Source organism: Streptomyces sp. NPDC008086, assembly GCF_042957325.1.
Taxonomy (GTDB): domain Bacteria; phylum Actinomycetota; class Actinomycetes; order Streptomycetales; family Streptomycetaceae; genus Streptomyces.
The window spans coordinates 511,478-529,913 of the sequence record NZ_JBIBIA010000005.1 but is presented as its reverse complement, the minus strand read 5'-3'; the positions used below and the strand labels follow the sequence as shown (position 1 = coordinate 529,913).

15 protein-coding genes and 1 pseudogene are annotated in these 18,436 nt (G+C 72.1%); 7 read left to right on the top strand and 9 right to left on the bottom strand.

The window, feature by feature from the left end; translation table 11 throughout:
- The 3 genes from ACFZBP_RS20275 to ACFZBP_RS20265 all read right to left on the bottom strand — a co-directional run bounded on the left by ACFZBP_RS20275 (position 1) and on the right by ACFZBP_RS20265 (position 3,610).
- Positions 1–597: a TetR/AcrR family transcriptional regulator gene (locus ACFZBP_RS20275; protein ID WP_383448975.1), complete on the bottom strand. Its 597-nt coding sequence runs from the start codon at positions 595–597 to the stop codon at positions 1–3.
- A 19-nt stretch (positions 598–616) separates the two neighbouring features.
- Positions 617–2,680: a discoidin domain-containing protein gene (locus ACFZBP_RS20270; RefSeq protein WP_391414801.1), complete on the bottom strand. Its 2,064-nt coding sequence runs from the start codon at positions 2,678–2,680 to the stop codon at positions 617–619.
- A 153-nt stretch (positions 2,681–2,833) separates the two neighbouring features.
- The gene (locus tag ACFZBP_RS20265; RefSeq protein ID WP_383448971.1) at positions 2,834–3,610 is read right to left on the bottom strand and encodes a class I SAM-dependent methyltransferase; all 777 of its coding nucleotides are present in this window, start codon (positions 3,608–3,610) and stop codon (positions 2,834–2,836) included.
- 113 nt (positions 3,611–3,723) lie between these two features.
- Between ACFZBP_RS20265 and ACFZBP_RS20260 the strand changes: the two genes are divergently transcribed.
- The gene (locus tag ACFZBP_RS20260; RefSeq protein WP_383448969.1) at positions 3,724–4,425 is read left to right on the top strand and encodes a CPBP family intramembrane glutamic endopeptidase; all 702 of its coding nucleotides are present in this window, start codon (positions 3,724–3,726) and stop codon (positions 4,423–4,425) included.
- A gap of 44 nt (positions 4,426–4,469) precedes the next feature.
- On the opposite strand, the gene lpdA is transcribed toward ACFZBP_RS20260, so the two are convergent.
- The 3 genes from lpdA to ACFZBP_RS20245 all read right to left on the bottom strand — a co-directional run bounded on the left by lpdA (position 4,470) and on the right by ACFZBP_RS20245 (position 10,289).
- Positions 4,470–5,882 carry a dihydrolipoyl dehydrogenase gene (gene lpdA / locus ACFZBP_RS20255; protein ID WP_391415116.1) on the bottom strand — a complete coding sequence of 471 codons (1,413 nt, stop codon included), beginning with the start codon at positions 5,880–5,882 and terminating at the stop codon, positions 4,470–4,472.
- 180 nt (positions 5,883–6,062) lie between these two features.
- Positions 6,063–6,953, bottom strand: coding sequence for a hypothetical protein (locus tag ACFZBP_RS20250; protein WP_391414798.1), 891 nt, complete (start codon positions 6,951–6,953; stop codon positions 6,063–6,065).
- A 132-nt stretch (positions 6,954–7,085) separates the two neighbouring features.
- The gene (locus ACFZBP_RS20245) at positions 7,086–10,289 is read right to left on the bottom strand and encodes an amidohydrolase family protein (RefSeq protein WP_391414796.1); all 3,204 of its coding nucleotides are present in this window, start codon (positions 10,287–10,289) and stop codon (positions 7,086–7,088) included.
- Positions 10,290–10,465: 176 nt separating this feature from the next.
- On the opposite strand from ACFZBP_RS20245, the gene ACFZBP_RS20240 reads away from it, so the two are divergent.
- A complete protein-coding gene (locus ACFZBP_RS20240) occupies positions 10,466–11,176 on the top strand; it encodes a ThuA domain-containing protein (RefSeq protein WP_391414794.1) in 711 nt (236 codons plus the stop codon).
- On the top strand, positions 11,146–12,258 hold the full coding sequence (locus ACFZBP_RS20235) for a Gfo/Idh/MocA family oxidoreductase (RefSeq protein WP_391414792.1): 1,113 nt from the start codon (positions 11,146–11,148) through the stop codon (positions 12,256–12,258). The genes ACFZBP_RS20240 and ACFZBP_RS20235 overlap by 31 nt, the downstream gene beginning before the upstream one ends.
- A 37-nt stretch (positions 12,259–12,295) precedes the next feature.
- Here the strand turns inward: ACFZBP_RS20235 and ACFZBP_RS20230 are convergent, their stop codons facing one another.
- Positions 12,296–13,774: a glutamate--cysteine ligase gene (locus ACFZBP_RS20230; protein ID WP_391414790.1), complete on the bottom strand. Its 1,479-nt coding sequence runs from the start codon at positions 13,772–13,774 to the stop codon at positions 12,296–12,298.
- Between the two features lie 164 nt (positions 13,775–13,938).
- Here ACFZBP_RS20230 and ACFZBP_RS20225 point away from each other — a divergent pair, with 164 nt between their 5' ends.
- Together ACFZBP_RS20225 and ACFZBP_RS20220 are read left to right on the top strand one after the other, a co-directional pair.
- Positions 13,939–15,108 (top strand): MFS transporter, encoded by a 1,170-nt coding sequence (locus tag ACFZBP_RS20225; protein WP_391414788.1) that lies wholly within the window; start codon positions 13,939–13,941, stop codon positions 15,106–15,108.
- A 142-nt stretch (positions 15,109–15,250) separates the two neighbouring features.
- On the top strand, positions 15,251–16,066 hold the full coding sequence (locus ACFZBP_RS20220; RefSeq protein ID WP_391414786.1) for an SAM-dependent methyltransferase: 816 nt from the start codon (positions 15,251–15,253) through the stop codon (positions 16,064–16,066).
- A gap of 4 nt (positions 16,067–16,070) precedes the next feature.
- Here the strand turns inward: ACFZBP_RS20220 and ACFZBP_RS20215 are convergent, their stop codons facing one another.
- Complete coding sequence (locus ACFZBP_RS20215) at positions 16,071–16,976, bottom strand: helix-turn-helix domain-containing protein (RefSeq protein WP_383448956.1); 906 nt, start codon at positions 16,974–16,976, stop codon at positions 16,071–16,073.
- Here ACFZBP_RS20215 and ACFZBP_RS20210 point away from each other — a divergent pair.
- Positions 16,975–17,196 (top strand): annotated as a pseudogene (locus ACFZBP_RS20210) (hypothetical protein); the annotation flags it as partial. The gene ACFZBP_RS20215 and the pseudogene ACFZBP_RS20210 overlap by 2 nt on opposite strands.
- 90 nt (positions 17,197–17,286) lie before the next feature.
- Positions 17,287–18,027 (top strand): maleylpyruvate isomerase family mycothiol-dependent enzyme, encoded by a 741-nt coding sequence (locus tag ACFZBP_RS20205; protein ID WP_391415114.1) that lies wholly within the window; start codon positions 17,287–17,289, stop codon positions 18,025–18,027.
- Positions 18,028–18,045: 18 nt separating this feature from the next.
- Here the strand turns inward: ACFZBP_RS20205 and ACFZBP_RS20200 are convergent, their stop codons facing one another.
- Positions 18,046–18,426 carry a MarR family winged helix-turn-helix transcriptional regulator gene (locus ACFZBP_RS20200; protein WP_383448950.1) on the bottom strand — a complete coding sequence of 127 codons (381 nt, stop codon included), beginning with the start codon at positions 18,424–18,426 and terminating at the stop codon, positions 18,046–18,048.
- Positions 18,427–18,436 lie beyond the last annotated feature (10 nt).

The window sequence follows — 18,436 nt, the reverse complement described above, 5'->3', positions numbered from 1 at the left end:
TCAGGTCTCCTCCACCAGGCCCGCGATGTGCGCGGTGACCGTGTCGAGGATGGCGGTCCAGGCCGCGTCGTCGCCGAGCACGAGGTAGTTGAGGGTCAGGCCGTCCGTCATGGCGGCCAGGTAGCGGGCCAGGACGGGGACGGGGACGCGCAGCCGGAGGCCCATGGCCTGCCGGAGCTGGTCGATGAGCTCGGCGTACGTCTCGGCGTACAGCTCGTACTGGCGGCGTGCCAGATGCTCGAAGCCGGGCTGGCGCAGCGCGTACTGCGTGAGCTCGTAGGTCAGCATGTGCTCGTCGGGGTGGGCGCGGACGTGGTCCCAGTAGGCCTGGAAGCCTGCCCGGACGGTCTCCTCGAAGGTGGCCCTGGGCCGTATGGCGTCCTTCACGCGCGTCACGGAGTGCTCGGTGAGGGTGGTGATGACGGACTCGACCAGCTCCTGCTTGGAGTCGAAGCAGTAGTGGAAGACGCTCAGCGAAACGCCCGCCTCGGCGGCGATGGACCGGGTCGTCGTCCTGGGGACGCCGTCCCGGCTCATCGCTCTGATCGCCGCCTCGGTGAGCTGTCGCCGCCGCTCGGCGGACGGCAACCGTGCCATGGAACCCCTCTCGTGGGTGTCAGCTGCTGTGGACGCCGACCTCGTGGAGGGAGTAGCCCCATTCGGTGCCGCGCTGCGAGCCGTGGACGCGAACATACCTGGCCGGTGTGCCGGCGAACCGGGCCGTGTCCAGGCCGCCGTCGCCGGCGGTCGTGGACCAGGCGGTCCGCCAGTTCACCCCGTCGGTGGAGAGCTCGATGCGGTACGACTTGCCGTACGCCCGCTCCCAGTCGAGGGTGACCCGCCTGACGAGCTGGGTGGACCCGAGGTCGACCTGGTACCACTGGTCGTCGCTCCAGTCGCTGGCCCAGCGGGTCCGGCTGTCGCCGTCGACGGCGCGGTTCGGCTGGTAGCTGGTGAACAGGCTCCACTCGGAGGAGCTGGCCGACGTAGCCGCGCCGCTCGCGAGGTTCACGCCGGACGCGTGGTTCTCGGAGGCCCCCCAGGTGTCGAGGTAGGACTCGGCGCCCCGGAAGAGGTCGTCGACCACGTCCTGGCCGCCGACGCGCCGGATGTCCTCGATCCAGTCCGGGACGAGGCCGTAGTGGGCGGCGCCGTCGGTGTTCAGGTCCCAGGTGCGCTGCCCGGTGGTCTGCCGGTCGATGACGGAGCCGCCGTCGACGCTCTTGAAGGGGTATGTCACCTTGTTGGGCGCGTCCGCTCCGCGTGGTCCCGGCCAGCCGCCGACGCCGTTCATGTCGGTGCCGTAGCCGTATCCGACGCCGTACTTGTCGCGCAGGGCCTCGGTGCGCTTCGCCTCCGAGATGAAGCCCTCGGAGCCGTGCATGTACTGGGCGACGAAGCCGCCGAGGCCGTAGACCCGTTCGGTCCAGTCCAGGTCCATCCAGCTGTGCGAGGACAGGACGCCGGGGTAGGACGCGGACTCGAAGATGTCGAGCACCCGGCCGGTGGCCTTGACGCTCATGTGGTCGATCTCCAGCATCATCTTGCGTTTCATCATGCCGCGCACGGCGTATTCGCCGAGGTCGGTGAGGCCGCGGACGTTGCACTGGGCGTCAGCGCCGTACGAGGGGACCTCGACGCCCGCAGGCAGCTCCTTCTCGGCTTCGGCCGCCGTGGCGTTGCCGATGGGGTTGTCGTGCTGCGGGCCCTTGCAGGTCTCGGTCTTCCAGAAGGTGCCGGTGGACAGGAACTGCCCGACGTTGATGGCCGTGCCGAGGCCGCCCGAGTCGAAGCGGACGCCGCACAGGGCGTTGTCGAACTTGTGGCACAGGAACATGCTGCGCACGCCCAGCGAGTACAGCTCGTCCAGGCCCTTGTCGATGTCCTCCTTGCCGCACTGCGCGATGTCGAGGACCTGCTTGCAGCCGAAGGGCTCGGAGGTCTCCACGCCGAGGATGACCGCCAGCTTGCCCTGCGCGATGACGTCGCGGGCCTGGGCGCTGTCGGTGACGATCCGGAACCAGCCCTTCCCGGTGCCGCCGTACATCTTGTCGACGAAGGCCTGCATGTCGTACGTCAGCTTGGCCTGGAGCCGGATGGACGTCATCTCGTCGCAGGAGCGGTCCTTGAAGAAGTACACGGAGCAGATCACGCCGTTGGTGACGAGGTCGTTGACCAGGACGCGCTGGCCGCCGCGCCAGGCCCGCTCGATCCAGGCGTAGTAGTTCTGCTGGTGGGTCAGCGAGTCGTGCCGGGGCCAGTCCTTGAAGGTGGGCCAGCCGACGGGGTCGTGCTTGCCGTCGCCGCCGTTGGTGATGAAGTCGAAGATCGCGAGGGAGCCGTCCGGGTAGTGCTCGGGGCAGTCCTTGAGGGCGTCGGCGACGCCCGCCTCGGAGAACGGCTTTCCGCAGATCAGACGGCCGCCGAAGGCCTCGTTGGAGAAGATGTGGTCGTGCGCGTCGACGAATCCGCGCACCTCGCCCTTGGCGTTGGTGCCGGTGAAGGGCTCTCCCGTGACGTTGACCTGGGAGTCCGGCGCGGGCCGTGCGGCCGGGTTCCACCAGTCGGTGCCGGCCGCCGAGCTCGGGGTGGGTCCGAGCGTGAGGGACAGCACGAGCAGGAGGAGCGACACAACGGTGACGTTCTTGCGTCTGCGGTACGGGCGTCCGGCACTGGTCACAGCCCACGTCCCTCGGTCGGCGGGAGAGCGGGGTCGAGTTGTCATGACCTCGCGCAATGTGCGACGAGGATGGCCACTCCCGCATGCCGAGTCAAGAGTCCGGGACAGATGACCTGCTTCGAGGCGGACGCCCGCTGCTGACGGGGCGTCGGTTCACGCCGGGTGCGTGACGCGGATCTTGGACTGGCCGTGCGGGAGCTTCTCCCAGTCCGTCATGAAGCGGGCCCGCAGGCCGTGTTTCCCGGCCAGGGTCACCAGGGTCTCGGTGCGGTAGTAGAAGTCCTCGCGCAGGACGTGGTGCTCCTGGCCCTCGGTGCGGTCGAAGGTGAAGTCGAACCAGCCGCCGGGGGCGAGGACCCGGCCCACGTTGGCCAGGCACTCGTCGATGACCGGGAGCGGCGAGTGGGAGAAGACGCTGTGGGCGTGTACGACGTCGAAGTGTGCGTCGGGCAGGAACCGCAGCGTCAGGTCGCGCACCGGGGTCAGCGTGGGGAGCCGATCCTGCAGGCCCATCTCCACGACCGTGTCCTGGGCGGCGAACAGGATGTCGGGCGAGATGTCGACGCCGTGGTAGTGGCCGGGGTCGAGGTGGCGGATGAACCGCCAGCCGCCGCGCAGGTTGCCGCACCCGATCTCCAGCATCCGGTGCTCGGGGCGCAGACCGTGGCCGACGAGGTAGTCGAACTGCATCGCCCCGAGCGCGAGCCACCGCTCCCGGTTGTGACTGCCGACCGCGGCGTCCGGGTCGGCCCGGGTGTCGGAGCGCATCACCGCGCGGTAGTAGGAGACGTGGTCGGGGTGGCGGCGGCGCAGCCACATGTCGCGGGCGGTGCGGGCCAGATGGCGGGGCACGCGGTCGGGGTGGCGCAGGGCGTAGGCGACGCGATGGCCGAGGGCAGCGCGGTTGGCGGTGAGGTTCTTGGCCGGCATGGGTGGGCCTCCCTGGGGACGCGGTACCACCGAGGATGCTCAAGCGGGCGCCGTGGCGCCACAGGGGCGGCAGGCGGACGTGCGGGGCCGGGACAGGGGATCCTGGAAGCCGGATGCGGATCGTATGCGCTGTCGCCGTTCTCGCCGTCGCGAACCTGCTGAACAACTGGCTCGCGCGGGGCCCCGCCCTGTACGTGGTCGTCTGTGTGGCCGCGTCGGCGGTACTGCTGCTGGTCGCGCGCTGGGACGGGCTCACCCTGGCCGACCTGGGGCTCGACGCGGCGGCCGTGCGCAGGGGGCTGCGGTGGACGCCCGTGCTGGTCGGGATCGTTCTGCTGGTGCTGGTGCTGCTCCTCGTCGCCCCTGCCGGGCGCGAGGCCTTCCGGGACGCCCGGGCCGCCGACCTGTCCGTGGGGCGGCTGCTGTGGGTGACGCTGGTGCGGGTGCCGTTCGGGACCGTGCTGCTGGAGGAGACGGCCTTCCGGGGCGTGCTGTGGGCCATGATCCGGCGGCGGCACGGCACGGCGTGGGCCACGGCCGGGTCGTCGCTGCTGTTCGGGCTGTGGCATCTGATGCCGGCCCGGGGCATCAATCGCTCCAACGCCGCCGTCGGCTCGGTCTTCGGCGACGGCACGGCCGGCGTGGCACCGACGGTGGCCGCGGCGATCGTCGCCACGGCCGTCGCCGGGGTCGTCCTGTGCGAGCTGCGCCGCCGCTCGGACAGTCTGCTGCCGCCCATGGCCCTGCACTGGGCGGTCAACAGCCTCGGTTACGCGTTCGCCTGGGCGGCGGCCCGCTGGTGGCTGGACGGCTGAACGCATGAACGCCGGAACGGCCGGGAGACCGAACGGCCGAACGGTCAGAAGTTGATCATGTGACCCGCGAGCCCGTGCACCGCTTCCTTGACGGCCTCTCCCAGGGTCGGGTGGGCGTGGACGTTGCGCGCGACCTCGTGCACGGTCAGGTCCCACTGCTGGGCCAGGGTCAGCTCGGGCAGCAGCTCGGTGACGTCCGGGCCGATGAGGTGGGCGCCGATGAGTTCGCCGTGGGTGTCGTCGCTGATCAGCTTCACGAACCCGGTCGCGTCGCCGAGGCCGTGCGACTTGCCGTTCGCCGTGAACGGGAACTTGGCGACCTTGACGTCGTAGCCGAGTTCACGGGCCTGGGCCTCGGTGTAGCCGAAGCTGGCGACCTGCGGCTGGCAGTAGGTGGCCCGCGGGATCATCACGTAGTCCAGCTCCATCGTCTCCGCGTCCGCGATGGTCTCGGCGGCGATGACGCCCATGGCCTCGGCGGCGTGCGCCAGCATCAGCTTCGCGGTGACGTCGCCGATGGCGAAGATGTGCGGGACCGAGGTGCGGCAGCGCCCGTCGACGTCGATCGCGCCGCGCTCGGTGACGGTCACGCCGGTCTTGTCGAGGCCGTAGCCGTCGATGTTCGGCTGGAAGCCGATGGCCTGGAGCACCTTGTCGGCCTCCAGGACCTGCTGCGAGCCGTCCTTGGCGGTGACGGTGACGCGCACCTGCGGGCCGGACTCGTCGATGGCGTCGACCCGGGTGGACGTCAGCACGTCGATGCCCAACCGCCGGTACTGCTTGGCGAGTTCGGCGGAGACCTCGGCGTCCTCCAGCGGGGCCATCCGGTCCAGGAACTCGACGACGGTGACCTTCACGCCGTAGTTGTGCAGTACGTAGGCGAACTCGACGCCGATCGCGCCGGCGCCCGCGATGACGATCGACGCCGGCAGTTCCTCGGCCAGGATCTGCTCCTCGAAGGTCACCACGCGCGCGCTGCGCCGGGTGCCGGGCAGCAGCTTGGGCGAGGCGCCGGTGGCGATGATGCAGTGCTCGAAGCCGATGGTGCGGGTCTCGCCGTCGTAGCCCGCCACCTGGAGGGTGTGCGGGTCGAGGAAGGTGCCCCGGCCGTCGATCTCGGTGATCTTGTTCTTCTTCATCAGGAAGTGGACGCCCTTGACCCGGCCGTCCGCGACCTTGCGGCTGCGGCGGAACGCCTCGCCGAAGTCGAAGCTGACCGTGCCGTCCACCTTGATGCCGAAGGTCTTCGCCTCGCGCGTGAAGATGTGCGCCAGTTCGGCGTTGCGCAGCAGCGCCTTGCTGGGGATGCAGCCCACGTTCAGACAGACGCCGCCCCAGTACTTCTCCTCCACGACCGCCACCCGCTTGCCCAGCTGGGCGGCGCGGATGGCGGCGACGTAGCCGCCGGGGCCCGCGCCGAGGACCACGACATCGAAGCGCTCGTCCTGCTCGACCATGGGGAGTTCCTTCCTGAGTACGACGTCCTGCTCTGCCGGTGCCGGTGCGTCGGCGGTGACGTCCGGCTTCTTCCAGCATGACCGCATCCACGAGGTTGTGTGGCGATGCGGGAGGGTGACGACCATCTCAGGTGGCGGGCGCTCCGGCGAGGGTGGTCGGGTGGCGGTCCGGCGGCTCGGTCAGCCGAGGCAGACGAGGTTGAGCACGCAGAGCTGCGCCGGCGAGGTCGCCTCCGGTGCGGGGCTGGACGGTGAGGTGGAGGTGCCGGAGTCGGAGCCCTCGGTCGCCGACGGGGCCGGCGTCTGCTGCTCGGCCGACGTGCCGTCGCTGTCGCCGGAGCCGGACTGGGCTCCACCCGAGCTCGCGTTGCCGGAGTTCGCGGCACCGGCGCCGGAGGAGACGCTCTGCGACTGTGGGGCCGTGGTCACCGTGGGGCTCGGGGTGGCGGCGGCGTCCGGTCGGGTGAACTCCCGGGTGGCGCGCGGCGGCGTGATGGCCTCGCGGGCGGCGTCGGTGGGGTGCGTCTTCGACGGGGTCGTGTCGACGCGCGGGACTTCGCGGGTGTCCGCGGGAGTGGACACCGGGCGGGTGAGCTCGGTCTCCTGCTGCTCGGCGACCGCCGTGTTCGGGTTCTCCGGCGCGGTGGCCGCCTGGGCCTTGTCGGTGACTCCCCGGTTCATCGCCGAGACGGTCAGACCGCCTCCGACCAGGGCGACGGCGGTCGCGACCACGGCCCGACGCTGGTTCTTCTTCCAACGGGCCCGCTGGCGACGGCGCGCGGCCCTGCCCTCCGAGACGACGGGCACGCCTTCCTCGTCGGCGGCCGGCGCGTCGGGCGCCGTCTCGTCCAGGTCGGCGGACGGCACCGTCTCGTCCCGGAAGTAGCCGTCGTGCCAGCCGTCGGCGGCGGGGGAATCCCACGCGGCCGTGCCGGGCGCCACCGCGGCGGGCGCGGCCGACACCGTCGGGCCCCCGATCGCGGAGGGAGCGATGTCCGGGGCGTAGGCGCCGCACCCGGGGCACACGAGGGCCCCGTTGAGATGCCGTCGGCACGAGGAGCAGTAGTCCATCTGCGGTCTTCCTGGGGTCGCACGGGAGAATCGAACGGCTCGCAACGCTAACGAGGCTTTGGACGGGCTGTGTGCAGCCCGAGTGATGCTCCTGCGCAGATACCCGAGGAAGTGTGTGTGGACCATGACCACTCAGAGGTCGCAGCACCCCTCACGGCGCATACGGCGGCTCACCTCAAGCCATTCCACGGCCGCGTGCCTCGTTGCCGTGACGTCGAAGGCGGCGAAGGCGGCGAAGGCGTCGACCAGGTCCGACTGCTCGAACAGCACGCCTCCACGCAGGACCGCCGCCGTACGGACCAGTTCGGTGAAGTCGGTGAACGGGTCGCCGTCCACGACCGTGAGGTCGGCGAGCTTTCCCTCCTCGATCGTGCCCAGGTCGGCGTCGGCGCCGAAGACCCGCGCGGGCAGCAGGGTCGCGGTGCGCAGTGCCTCGGCCGGTGAGAGGCCGGCCCGGTGCAGGGCGCGCAGGGCCAGGTGCAGATGCAGGCCGACCGGGACGAGCGGCTGGTCGGTGCCGAGCGCGACCAGTCCGCCGCCCGCGAGGATCCGCCGGTAGACGTTCATCTCCCTTGCCAGTGTGGTCAGTTGGGCCTCGGTGGGCGGCTGCCCGGCCTGCTGACGGACGAGCGCGGTGTCCCACGGCGGCATGAGCGCGGTGACGCGCGGGTCGTCCGCGAGGGCGGGGTCGGCGCCGAGCAGGGCCAGCGCGGTGAAGGGTGTGGCGACGAGGTGGAAGTCGGTGGCGGTGTAGATCTCCTCGACGTCCTGGTAGGCCCGCCCCGTCGCGGAGGTCGCGTGCCCGAACTCCAGCCGTTGCGTCGCCTGGAGGTGGGTCGTCAGGTCCTGCCCCAGTTGCACACCGGGGCTGCACAGATGGCTGCCGCTGCGCACCCCGAGCCGCTCGTGCGCGAAGTCGGCGGCCTCCTTCATCACCCACCCGGGGGCGCGTACGTACGTCTTCACGAAGTCCCAGTCGAGCGCGGCCCCGCGCGCCAGCGAGCGGTGCAGGCCCTCGCGGGTGCGGTGGGCGCGGCCCATGCTGTAGGCGACCCGTGCCCCGTCGAGGAGTTCGCCGGTGGCCAGCAAGCGGGGTCCGGCGAGGGTGCCGGCGGCGACGGCCTCCCGGATGCGGGCCTGTTCGTAGGCGAAGCCGCCGAGCGAGACGGCCGTCGTGATGCCGTACGCGAGTTGCAGCGCGGTCTGCCAGCCGCCGTACGTGGTCTGCCAGGGGTGGGTGTGCGCGTCCCACAGGCCCGGGATCAGGGTGCGGTCGCTCGCGTCGACGCGGCGGGCGGCGGGGCGGCCGGCGCGGTGCGGGGAGATTTCCGCGATCCGGCCGGCGCGGATCACGACGTCGACGTCCTCGCGGACGTCCTCGCCGGCTCCGTCCCAGAGGCGGCCCGCGTGCACGACGGTGTCCGCCGGGCGGGGTCTGCGGTAGTCCAGCGGGACGCGGACGGTACGGGCCAGGCCGTCGCGGAGGTCGAGGAGGCGCAGGGTGCCCGCGGAGAGGTAGAGCAGGGTGCGGGCGTCGGCGGACCAGGAGGGGTGGTCGGCGGGTTCGGTGGTGAGGAGGCGCGGTTCGCCGTGCGGGGTGCCGTCGGCGCGGACGGGCAGCAGCCACAGCGCGGACTCGGCGATCACGGCCATCCAGCGGCCGTCCGGGGACCAGACGGGGCCGGAGTCGTAGCGGTCGGAGAGGGAGGCGTGCGGGGCGAGGGCGTGCAGGGCGGCGGTCCCGGTGGTCGTGTCGACGACGCGGATCAGGTTGTAGCCCTCGCGGAAGCGCTGGTTGAGGCGGTTGCGGTCGCACAGCGCCAGGTGGCGGCCGTCGGGCGACCAGCTGGGGCGGCCCGGCAGCCCGCCCGCGCCGAGCGGCGCGGCGAGGACGCGTTCGGTGCCGTCGGTCAGGTCGCGGACCACGAGGCTGCCGGACATGTCCAGGCAGGCCAGCCGGTTCCCGTCGGGCGAGAGGGCGGGAAAGATGCGGCCGCCCTCGGCGAGTACGGTCTCCTCCCCCGAGTCGAGGTCCCGGCTCCGTACGGCGAACAGGCCGTCGCGGTCGTCGGTGTACACCAGCGCCGTGCCGTCGGGCGTCCAGGACGGCGCCGACACATAGCGGGTGGCGGGGACCCGCAGCACCTTGCGGGGTGCACGGCCGCCCGTGGTCCCGGCGGTCCACAGCGCGTTGAGCGCGGCGAAGGCGACGCTGCGGCCGTCCGGTGACAGGGCGGGCAGGTGCAGCGCGCGGACCGGACGGGTGCCGGTGCTCTCGAAGTCGTACGCCTTGGTGCGGTGGCGGGGCCGGTGCACGGGCAGCGTGGCGGTGAACGGGATCTCCTCGCCGTCGCCCGGCGCGTCCGGGTCGACGAGGCGGAAGTGGCCGTCGACCGTGAGGAGCAGCCGCTCGGCGTCCGTCCAGCGGGGCGGTGCGGGGAGGAGGTCGCCCGCCACGGCGACCGGCGTGCCGTCCACGACGAGCGTGCACGAGGCGGCGGGGGCAGCCGTGGTGCGCAGGTGGGCCAGGCGTCCGGCCGGCGAGACGGCCGGGGTCATGAGCTGGGCGCCGGAGTCGTCGGTGCGCTCGGCGGTGACGGGGCCCGAACCGTCGGCGGCCACGGACGCGACGGTGTCCGCCCTGAGGGCGCCCGTCTCGGTGACGCGGGCCCGCACGAACAGCACCCGCTCGCTGTCGGGCGACCATGCCGGGTCGAAGTCCTCCCAGCCGCCGTCCTGTCCTGGGCCCTGCTGCCCCGGACGTCCGGTGAGCCGGGTCAGGGCGCCGGTGCGTACGTCCACGACCCAGACGCGGTACGGGGCGCCGGTCACGGCGCTGCCGCCGCGTTCGGAGGCGAACGCGATCCGGGTGCCGTCCGGCGACCAGGCCGGACCTCGGTCGTCCCACGGACCGTCGGTGAGCTGCCGCAGCCCGGTGCCGTCGGGCCGCAGCGTCCAGAGGTGGAAGCCTCCGCCGCGGTAGGCGCAGACGACGAGGCGGCTGCCGTCGGGCGAGAACTGCGGGCGGGTGGGTTCGAGGCCGGGCGCGGTGATCCGGGCCGCGGTGCCGCCGTCCCTCGGAAGGGACCAGAGCACGTTCTGGACCTCGGCGATCAGCCGGTCACCGGACGGGGCGAGGGTGGCGGAACCGCCTGTGGCAGCGGTGAACGAGAGGGACGTCCCGGTGGCGGCGGCCGTGGCCGGTGTGCCGACGCCGGCGGCCGCCGTTGCCGTGGCCGCGGCTGTCGCGGTGGCGGTGACCTGGAGGAATCTGCGGCGGGAGAGCGGGCCGGGACGGAGGGCGTCCGAGGCGGCTGTCGTGTCGTCGAAGTCCAAGAGGGCTCCCGGGGAGCGGAGTTGACGAGCAGGGCAGGAGAGACCCCGGAAGCCTGCCCGGTCACGGGCCGTCGATCGCCTCGGAGCGAAAATTTCGCGCAGTCCGGCGACTCTTTCCCCCGGGGCGACGTCTGGCGCATAGTGAGGGCGCTGTTCTTCGACCCCGAAGGGACGAGATGACGCGGAAGAAGGCCCTGGTGGTCCGAGGCGGATGGGAGGGGCATCAGCCGGTCCGGGCCACCGAGCTGTTCCTGCCCTTCCTGCGGAGCAACGGATACGCCGTCCGGATCGAGGAGTCCACCGATGTCTACGCAGACGCCGCCGAGATGGCCGCCACGGACCTCGTCGTGCAGTGCGTGACGATGTCGCAGATCAGCGCCGAGCAGTTGGCAGGACTGAGCGCGGCGGTCGTGGCCGGCACCGGCTTCACCGGCTGGCACGGCGGCATCGCCGACTCGTTCCGCGCCTCCTCCGACTATCTCCATCTGGTGGGCGGGCAGTTCGCGACCCACCCGGGCAAGGAGCCCTGCGCACGCGTGGGCGGCCAGGAGGACAACTACCTGCCGCACACCGTCGACATCACGGAGCTGGGCCGCGAGCACCCGGTCACCGCGGGCATCGAGGACTTCGAGCTGCACACCGAGCAGTACTGGGTGCTCCACGACGACCTGATCGACGTCCTGGCCACGACCACCCACCCGGCCCGGCCGTGGCAGCCATGGCACCGCCCGGTCACCTCGCCGGCGATCTGGACCCGGCAGTGGGGCGCCGGGCGCGTCATGGTGACGACACCGGGGCACAGCCTCGACGTCCTGGAGCACCCGAGCGTCCGCACCGTCATCGAGAGGGGCATGCTGTGGGCGACGCGCACCGCATCGGCGTCGTAGGGCTCGGCGTCATCTCCCGCGCGTACCTGGACACCCTCGTCGGCCACCCCCGGGTGCGCGTCACCGCGGTCGCCGACCTGGACGCCTCCCGGTCGGCCGCGGTCGCCGCCGAGGTGCCCGGCGTTCGGGCGCTGACCGTCGCGGAGCTGCTGAGCAGCCCGGACGTGGACACGGTGCTCAACCTCACCGTTCCCGCGGCCCACGCCGAGATCGCCCTCGGTGCCGTCGGGCGAGGCAAGCACGTCTACGGGGAGAAGCCGCTGGCCGCGAGCCTCGCCGACGCGCAGGCCGTGATCGACGCCGCCGCGAAGGCCGGGGTCGGTGTGGGGTGCGCGCCGGACACCGTCCTCGGCACCGGCGTCCAGACGGCGCGGGCGGCGGTGGCGGCGGGGCGTATCGGACGTCCGCAGTTCGCCACGGCCATGATGGTCACGCCGGGCCACGAACGCTGGCATCCGCACCCCGACTTCTACTACACGGCCGGCGGGGGCCCGCTGCTGGACATGGGGCCGTACTACCTGGCCTCCCTGGTCCAACTGCTCGGCCCGGTGCGGGCCGTGACGGGCGCGGCCGGCCGATTGCGTGCCGAGCGGGTGATCGGGTCCGGCCCGCGCGCGGGCGAGCGGATCCCGGTGGAGGTGGACAGCCATGTCTCCGGGGTCCTGGAGCACGTGGACGGCGCCCTGACGACGATCACGACGAGCTTCGACGGCGTGGCGACGACCGCGGCGCCGATCGAGGTGCACGGCGAGAGGGGCACCCTCGCGGTCCCGGACCCGAACCGCTTCGACGGTGACGTACGGCTCTTCGAGCTCGGGGCCGGCGAGTGGCGTACGCTCCCGCCCTCGGCGGGCTACGTCGACGGCGCCCGGGGCGTCGGACTCCTCGACTTCATCACCGCCGACGAGCGGCGCGCGCCCCGCGCGAACGGCGAACTCGCCCTGCACGTGCTGGAGACGATGAGCGCGCTGCTGCGGTCGTCGGCCGAGGGGCGCCGTATCGAGCTGACCACGTCGGCGCAGGTGCCCGCGCCGGTGCCGTTGACGGCGGCGGAAACCTGGAAGGGGCTCGGCGGCGGCTGATCCGGGGCACCGTGGAAGAAGGCGTTCACGAGGCCGGTCAGTCCACCGGCCAGGTGTGCGCGGCCGCGTTGAGGTGCATGTAGTCCATGTACGTCCTGGTCATCCGCCGCAGCGCCTCGTCCCGGTCGAAGACACCGGCCTTCTCCAGCTGGTGCACGGTCTCCGCCTGCCACAGGGCCCCGTTGCGGGCGACGACGCAGCGCTGCTCGACGATGCCCAGCAGGGGTTCGCGCCATGCCGCGTCGAGGCCGGCCAGCTCGAGGCCGTGGTGGGCGAGGGGCAGCAGGCGGCGCAACACCAGTTCCGGGACCGGCACTTCGCCCATGCCGGGCCAGTACAGGCGGGCGTCGATGCCGTCGCGGGCGGCGGTGTGGAGGTTCTCCTCGGCGACCGAGAACGACATCCGCGTCCAGATCGGCCGGTCCTCGTCGACGAGGGCGCGGGTGAGGCCGTAGTAGAAGGCGCCGTTGGCGATGATGTCGGCCACGGTGGGGCCGGCGGGCAGGACGCGGTTCTCGATGCGCAGGTGCGGGCCGCTGTCGGTGACGGCGTAGATGGGGCGGTTCCAGCGGTAGATCGTGCCGTTGTGCAGGGTCAGTTCGCCCAGTTGCGGGGCGCCGCCGTCATCGAGCGCCCGCTGCGGGTCCTCGTCGTCGCACAGGGGCAGCAGGGCCGGGAAGTAGCGCACGTTCTCCTCGAACAGGTCGAAGACGCTGGTGATCCAGCGTTCGCCGAACCACACCCGGGGGCGTACGCCCTGGGCTTTGATCTCCTGGGGGCGGGTGTCGGTGGCCTGCTCGAACAGCGGGATACGGGTCTCGCGCCACAGTTCCTTGCCGAAGAGGAAGGGCGAGTTCGCCGCGAGGGCGATCTGTACGCCCGCGACGGCCTGGGCCGCGTTCCAGTAGTCGGCGAAGTCCTTCGGCGCGACCTGGAGGTGGAACTGGGTGCTGGTGCAGGCGGCCTCGGGGGTGATGGTGTCGGCGTACGTCGACAGCCGCTCGACGCCGTCCACGGTGATCTTCAGGTCCTCGCCGCGGGCCGCGAAGATCTGCTCGTTGAGCAGCTGGTAGCGCGGGTCGCCGGACAGGGCCCGCTCGCCGACGTCGGCCTCCCCCAGGGTCGGCAGGATGCCGATCATGATCAGGTGGGCGCCGACGGCGGCGGCGCGGTCCTCGGCGTGGTTGAGCGCGTCACGGATCGCCTGCTCCCAGGCGCCGGGGCCGCCGGTCGTCAGCTCCCGGGGCGGGATGTTGATCTCCAGGTTGAAGCGGCCCAGCTCGCTCGACCAGGAGGGGTCGGCGATGGCCTGGAGGACCTCGGTGTTGCGCATCGCCAGCCGTCCGGCGTCGTCCACCAGGTTGAGCTCGATCTCCAGGCCGACCCGGGGGCGCTCACTCTCGAAGGTCGACTCGCGCAGCATCTGCGCCAGCACGTCGAGACAGCTGTGCATCTTCTCCCGGTACCGACGGCGATCCTCCCGTGTGAACACCAGGGCCGGCACATCGCGTCCCATCAGTGCCCTCCCGAGTTCCCTCGGCCGACAGCTCTCGTCCCAGCGTCGCACTTCGGACGGTACCCGGACAGTCGGCCGACGCGGGCGCTGCCCTTGTCGTCTCCCCCGCGCCCGCCTAGCCTGATTTTGTGCCGCTAATAAACAAAACCCGATCGCACAGCGCCGTGCCGGGTACGCCCCACGACCTGACCCGCCTCCGCATCGCCCTGACCACCTTCTTCGCCCTCGACGGCTTCGTCTTCGCCGGCTGGGTCGTCCGTATCCCCGCCATCAAGCAGCAGACCGGCGCCTCCGCCAGCGCCCTGGGCCTGGCCCTCCTCGGCGTCTCCGCCGGGGCCGTCGTGACGATGGTGCTCACCGGCCGCCTGTGCCGCCGGTACGGCAGCCATCTCGTCACCGTCGTCTGCGGCGTCCTGCTCTCCCTCAGCGTGGCCCTGCCCCCGCTCACCCACTCCGCGCCGGCCCTGGGCGCCGTCCTGCTGGTCTTCGGCGCCGCGTACGGCGGGATCAACGTCGCCTTCAACAGCGCGGCGGTCGACCTGGGCCGAGCTTTGCGGCGGCCCATCATGCCCAGCTTCCACGCCGCCTTCAGCCTCGGCGGCATGGTCGGCGCCGGGCTCGGCGGGCTGGTCGCCGGCGCGCTGTCGCCGACGCGGCACCTGCTCGGCCTCACCGTGATCGGGCTGGTCGTCACGGCCCTGGCGGGCCGCGTCCTGCTGCGCGTCCCGCCGCCGGAGCCCCCCGAGAGCACGCCGAAGGACGAGTCGGCGCCCCGCCGCCTGGACGCCCGGACCCGCCGTCTGGTCGTCACCTTCGGCCTGATCGCCCTGTGCACGGCCTACGGCGAGGGAGCCCTGGCCGACTGGAGCGCCCTGCACCTGGAGCAGGACCTGCACGCCTCGCCGGGCGCGGCGGCCATCGGCTACTCCTGTTTCGCACTCGCCATGACCGTCGGCCGGCTCACCGGCGCCTGGCTGCTGGAGCGCCTGGGCCAGACCCGTACCCTCGTCCTCGGCGGCGCCACCGCGGCGGCCGGAATGCTGCTCGGCGCGCTCGCCCCGACCCTCTGGGCGGCACTCCTGGGCTTCGTGATCACCGGTCTGGGCCTCGCCAACCTCTTCCCGGTCGCCGTCGAACGCGCCGGCACGCTCGCCGGTCCCGACGGGGTCGCCATCGCGTCCACCCTCGGCTACGGCGGCATGCTGCTGGGCCCGCCCGCCATCGGCTTCATGGCGGACTGGCTGTCCCTCCCGCTCGCCCTCACGAGCGTGGCCGCCCTCGCCGCCACGGCGGCGGTCATCGGCTTCGGCACGCGGCGTGCGACGGCCCGCTGAACGGCCAACAGGTGGTGTCGCAAAGGCGAGTTGAGGCCTCGTGATTCACCTGAGCCGGGCCGTGGGGAATAACGTGGGTGTCCACGACCGGCGTTGGCCGGTTTCGTGGTCCTGACCACACCACACACATGCGGGAGTGCCCATGACCGAACAGCCGGAGAACACCGAGCACGAGGCGCTCGCCAAGATCGACACCTCGGTGCCGCAGTCGGCTCGGATCTGGAACTACTGGCTGGGCGGCAAGGACAACTACGAGGTCGACCGGGTGGCCGGTGACGCGTTCCGCGCGATCTTCCCCGGGATCGAGACCGGCGCCCGCGCCGCGCGCTACTTCCTCGCCCGCGCCGTCCGTCATCTGGCCGCCGAGGAGGGCATCCGGCAGTTCCTGGACATCGGCACCGGGCTGCCCAGTGTGGACAACACCCATGAGATCGCCCAGCGAGTGGTCCCCGAGTGCCGGATCGTCTACGTCGACAACGACCCGTTGGTCCTGGCCCACGCCCGCGCGCTGCTGACCAGCACGCCGGAAGGTGTCACCAACTATGTCGACGCCGACCTGCGCGACCCGAGCACCATCGTGCGGGAGGCCGGTAAGACGCTGAACTTCGACGAGCCGGTCGCCCTGATGCTGATGGGCATCCTCGGCCACATCGAGGACTACGACGAGGCGCGCTCGATCGTGCGGCGACTGGTGGACGCGCTGCCCTCCGGCAGCTACCTGGTGCAGTACGACAGCACCGACACCAGCGAAGCCTACGTCCGGGCCATCCAGCAGTACAACGACGGCGGCTCGATCCCGTACATCCTGCGCAGCCCCGAGCAGATCGCGGGCTTCTTCGACGGTCTGGAGCTGCTCGAACCGGGCGTGGCGTCCTGCTCGCGCTGGCGTCCGGACGCGGGTGCCTGGGGGCTGCCCGCCGAGGTCCACCAGTACGGCGGGGTGGCCCTCAAGCGCTGACGGCTCAGGTTTCCTGGAGGATGCGATGGAGGATCGTCGGCGTCTCGTCCGGCGATTCCGCCTCGACCACCAGGCGGTTCATGACATCCCAGTAGCGCTCGATCTCGTCCGGCCGGTCAGGGTACAGAGCGGTGGCGAGTCGTTCCAGGTAGACCATGTCGGGCAGCAGACCGCCGGGCAGGCGCAGGATGGTCACGGGGCCGCTCTCCGCGGCGTGGCCGCCGGCGAGGAACGGCAGGATCTGCACGGTGACCTGCGGGAGTCGGCAGATCTCGATGAGATGCCTGAGCTGGGCGCGCATCACGTCGAGGCCGCCCACCGGGCGGCGCAGCGCCGCCTCGTCGATCACGGCCCACAACTGCGCCGTCGGCCGACGGTGCAGGATCCGCCGCCGTGTCGCCCTCAGCATGCACCGCCGGTCGATCTCCCGCGCACCGGCGCCGGGGTGGGCGAGGCGGATGGCGGCACGGGCGTAGTCGGGGGTCTGCAACAGCTGGGGCACGCGCTGCACCTCGAAGCAGCGGATGAGGCTCGCTGCCTGTTCGGCGCCGAGGTAGAGCTGCGCCCAGGAGGGCACGACGTCGCTGTAGTACTGCCACCAGGCGGGGGTGTTGGCCTGTTCGGCCAGGGTCAGCAAGGTGGCACGCTCGGCCTCGTCGGTGACGCCGTAGAGGGTGAGCAGATCCTCCACGTCCCGCGGTTTGACCCCATGGCGGCCGCCTTCGAGCCGACTGATCTTGGACCGTGAAGCCCGGATGACATGCCCCGCGGCCACGCGTGAGATCCCCTGCTCCTCCCGCAGTCCGCACAGCCGCGCGCCCAGCACCAGCCGCGCCACCACGGGCCCGGCCGACTCCCCGTCCAGGCCCCGGCCGCCGACCGGGGTACGTGCTGCCTCATCGGGGCGCATGGGCGATCTCCCTGCGACGAACGCGACTTGCGCGCGAACAAGCGGTGCGGCCGCCATCCTAGGCCGTGTCCGCAGAGTTTCGCCTGACCCACGACGCCTGGCACGCTCCCCATCTGGACCTGGTCTCCGGCGCCCCGAGGCCGAGCTCGGCCGGCTCACCGCCCTCGGCGCGACGGTCGTCGTCCGGTTCGAGGACCACTGGGTCCTGGTCGACCCCGAGGGCAACGAGTTCTTCTCTTTCCCATCGCGCCCTGACCAGCTTCCGAACAGGGCTTCCCTTGGACCGCACTCCATCCGGCACACTCCCCCCATGGAGACACCCGAGTTCGTCCGCACCCTCGACCGCGAGGGCCGGCTGCTGGCGGCGGCCGCCGAGGCGGCAGGGACCGACGCGAAGGTGCCGACCTGTCCCGAGTGGCAGGTGCGGGACCTGGTACGGCACACCGGGATGGTGCACCGCTGGGCGGCGGCGTTCGTGGCCGAGGGGCACATGTCCCCCCGCCCCGGCGACGGGCCGCCCGACCTGGACGGCGCCGAGTTGCTCGACTGGTTCCGGGAAGGGCACCGCCACCTGGTCGACACGCTCGCGGCCGCCCCGGCCGACGTGCGGTGCTGGCACTTTCTGCCCGCGCCGTCACCCCTCGCGTTCTGGGCCCGCAGGCAGGCGCACGAGACGACCGTGCACCGCTTCGACGCGGAGGCGGCCCGCGGGGGTACGCCGAGCGGGATCGACACCGGCTTCGCGGCGGACGGCATCGACGAGTTGCTGCGCGCCTTCCACGCCCGCCCGAAGAGCCGGGTCCGCAGCGCCGAGCCCCGGGTGCTCCGGGTGCGGGCGACGGACGCGGACGGTGCGGTGTGGACCGTACGGCTGTCGCAGGAGCCGCCCGCGGCCGAGCGGGGCGACGCCGGGCGGGCCGACTGCGAGATCTCCGGGCCGGGCGCGCAGCTCTATCTGTCGCTGTGGAACCGGCAGCCCTTCCCGCACGTGACGGGCGACGAGTCCGTCGCCACGCTGTGGCGGGAGAACTCCGCCGTCACCTGGAGCTGAACCCGGGCCCGGCGCCGGTCAGTTCGTCAGCATCCTCGTCAGCACCGCCCGCTGCACGGGCAGTACCGTGCCGTGCAGCGTGCGGCCCTTCGCCGTCAGGTGGACCTTGACGCCCCGCCGGTCCTCCTGGCACATCCCGCGCTCGACCAGCCCGTCCTTCTCCAGCCGGGCGATCAGCCGCGACAGGGCGCTCTGGCTCAGATGGACGCGTTCGGAGATCTCCTGCACCCGGTACGACGGGCACTTGGCGTCCGCCAGCACGTCCAGGACCTCGAAGTCGCTTGCGCACAGGCCGTGTCGGCCGAGCGCGCGGTCGAGCTCGCACTGGGTGCGCGCATGCAGCGCCAGGATGTCGTGCCACTGGTCCACGAGTGCCTGCTCGGGCTTCTCCGCCGCCATGGGCGCACCG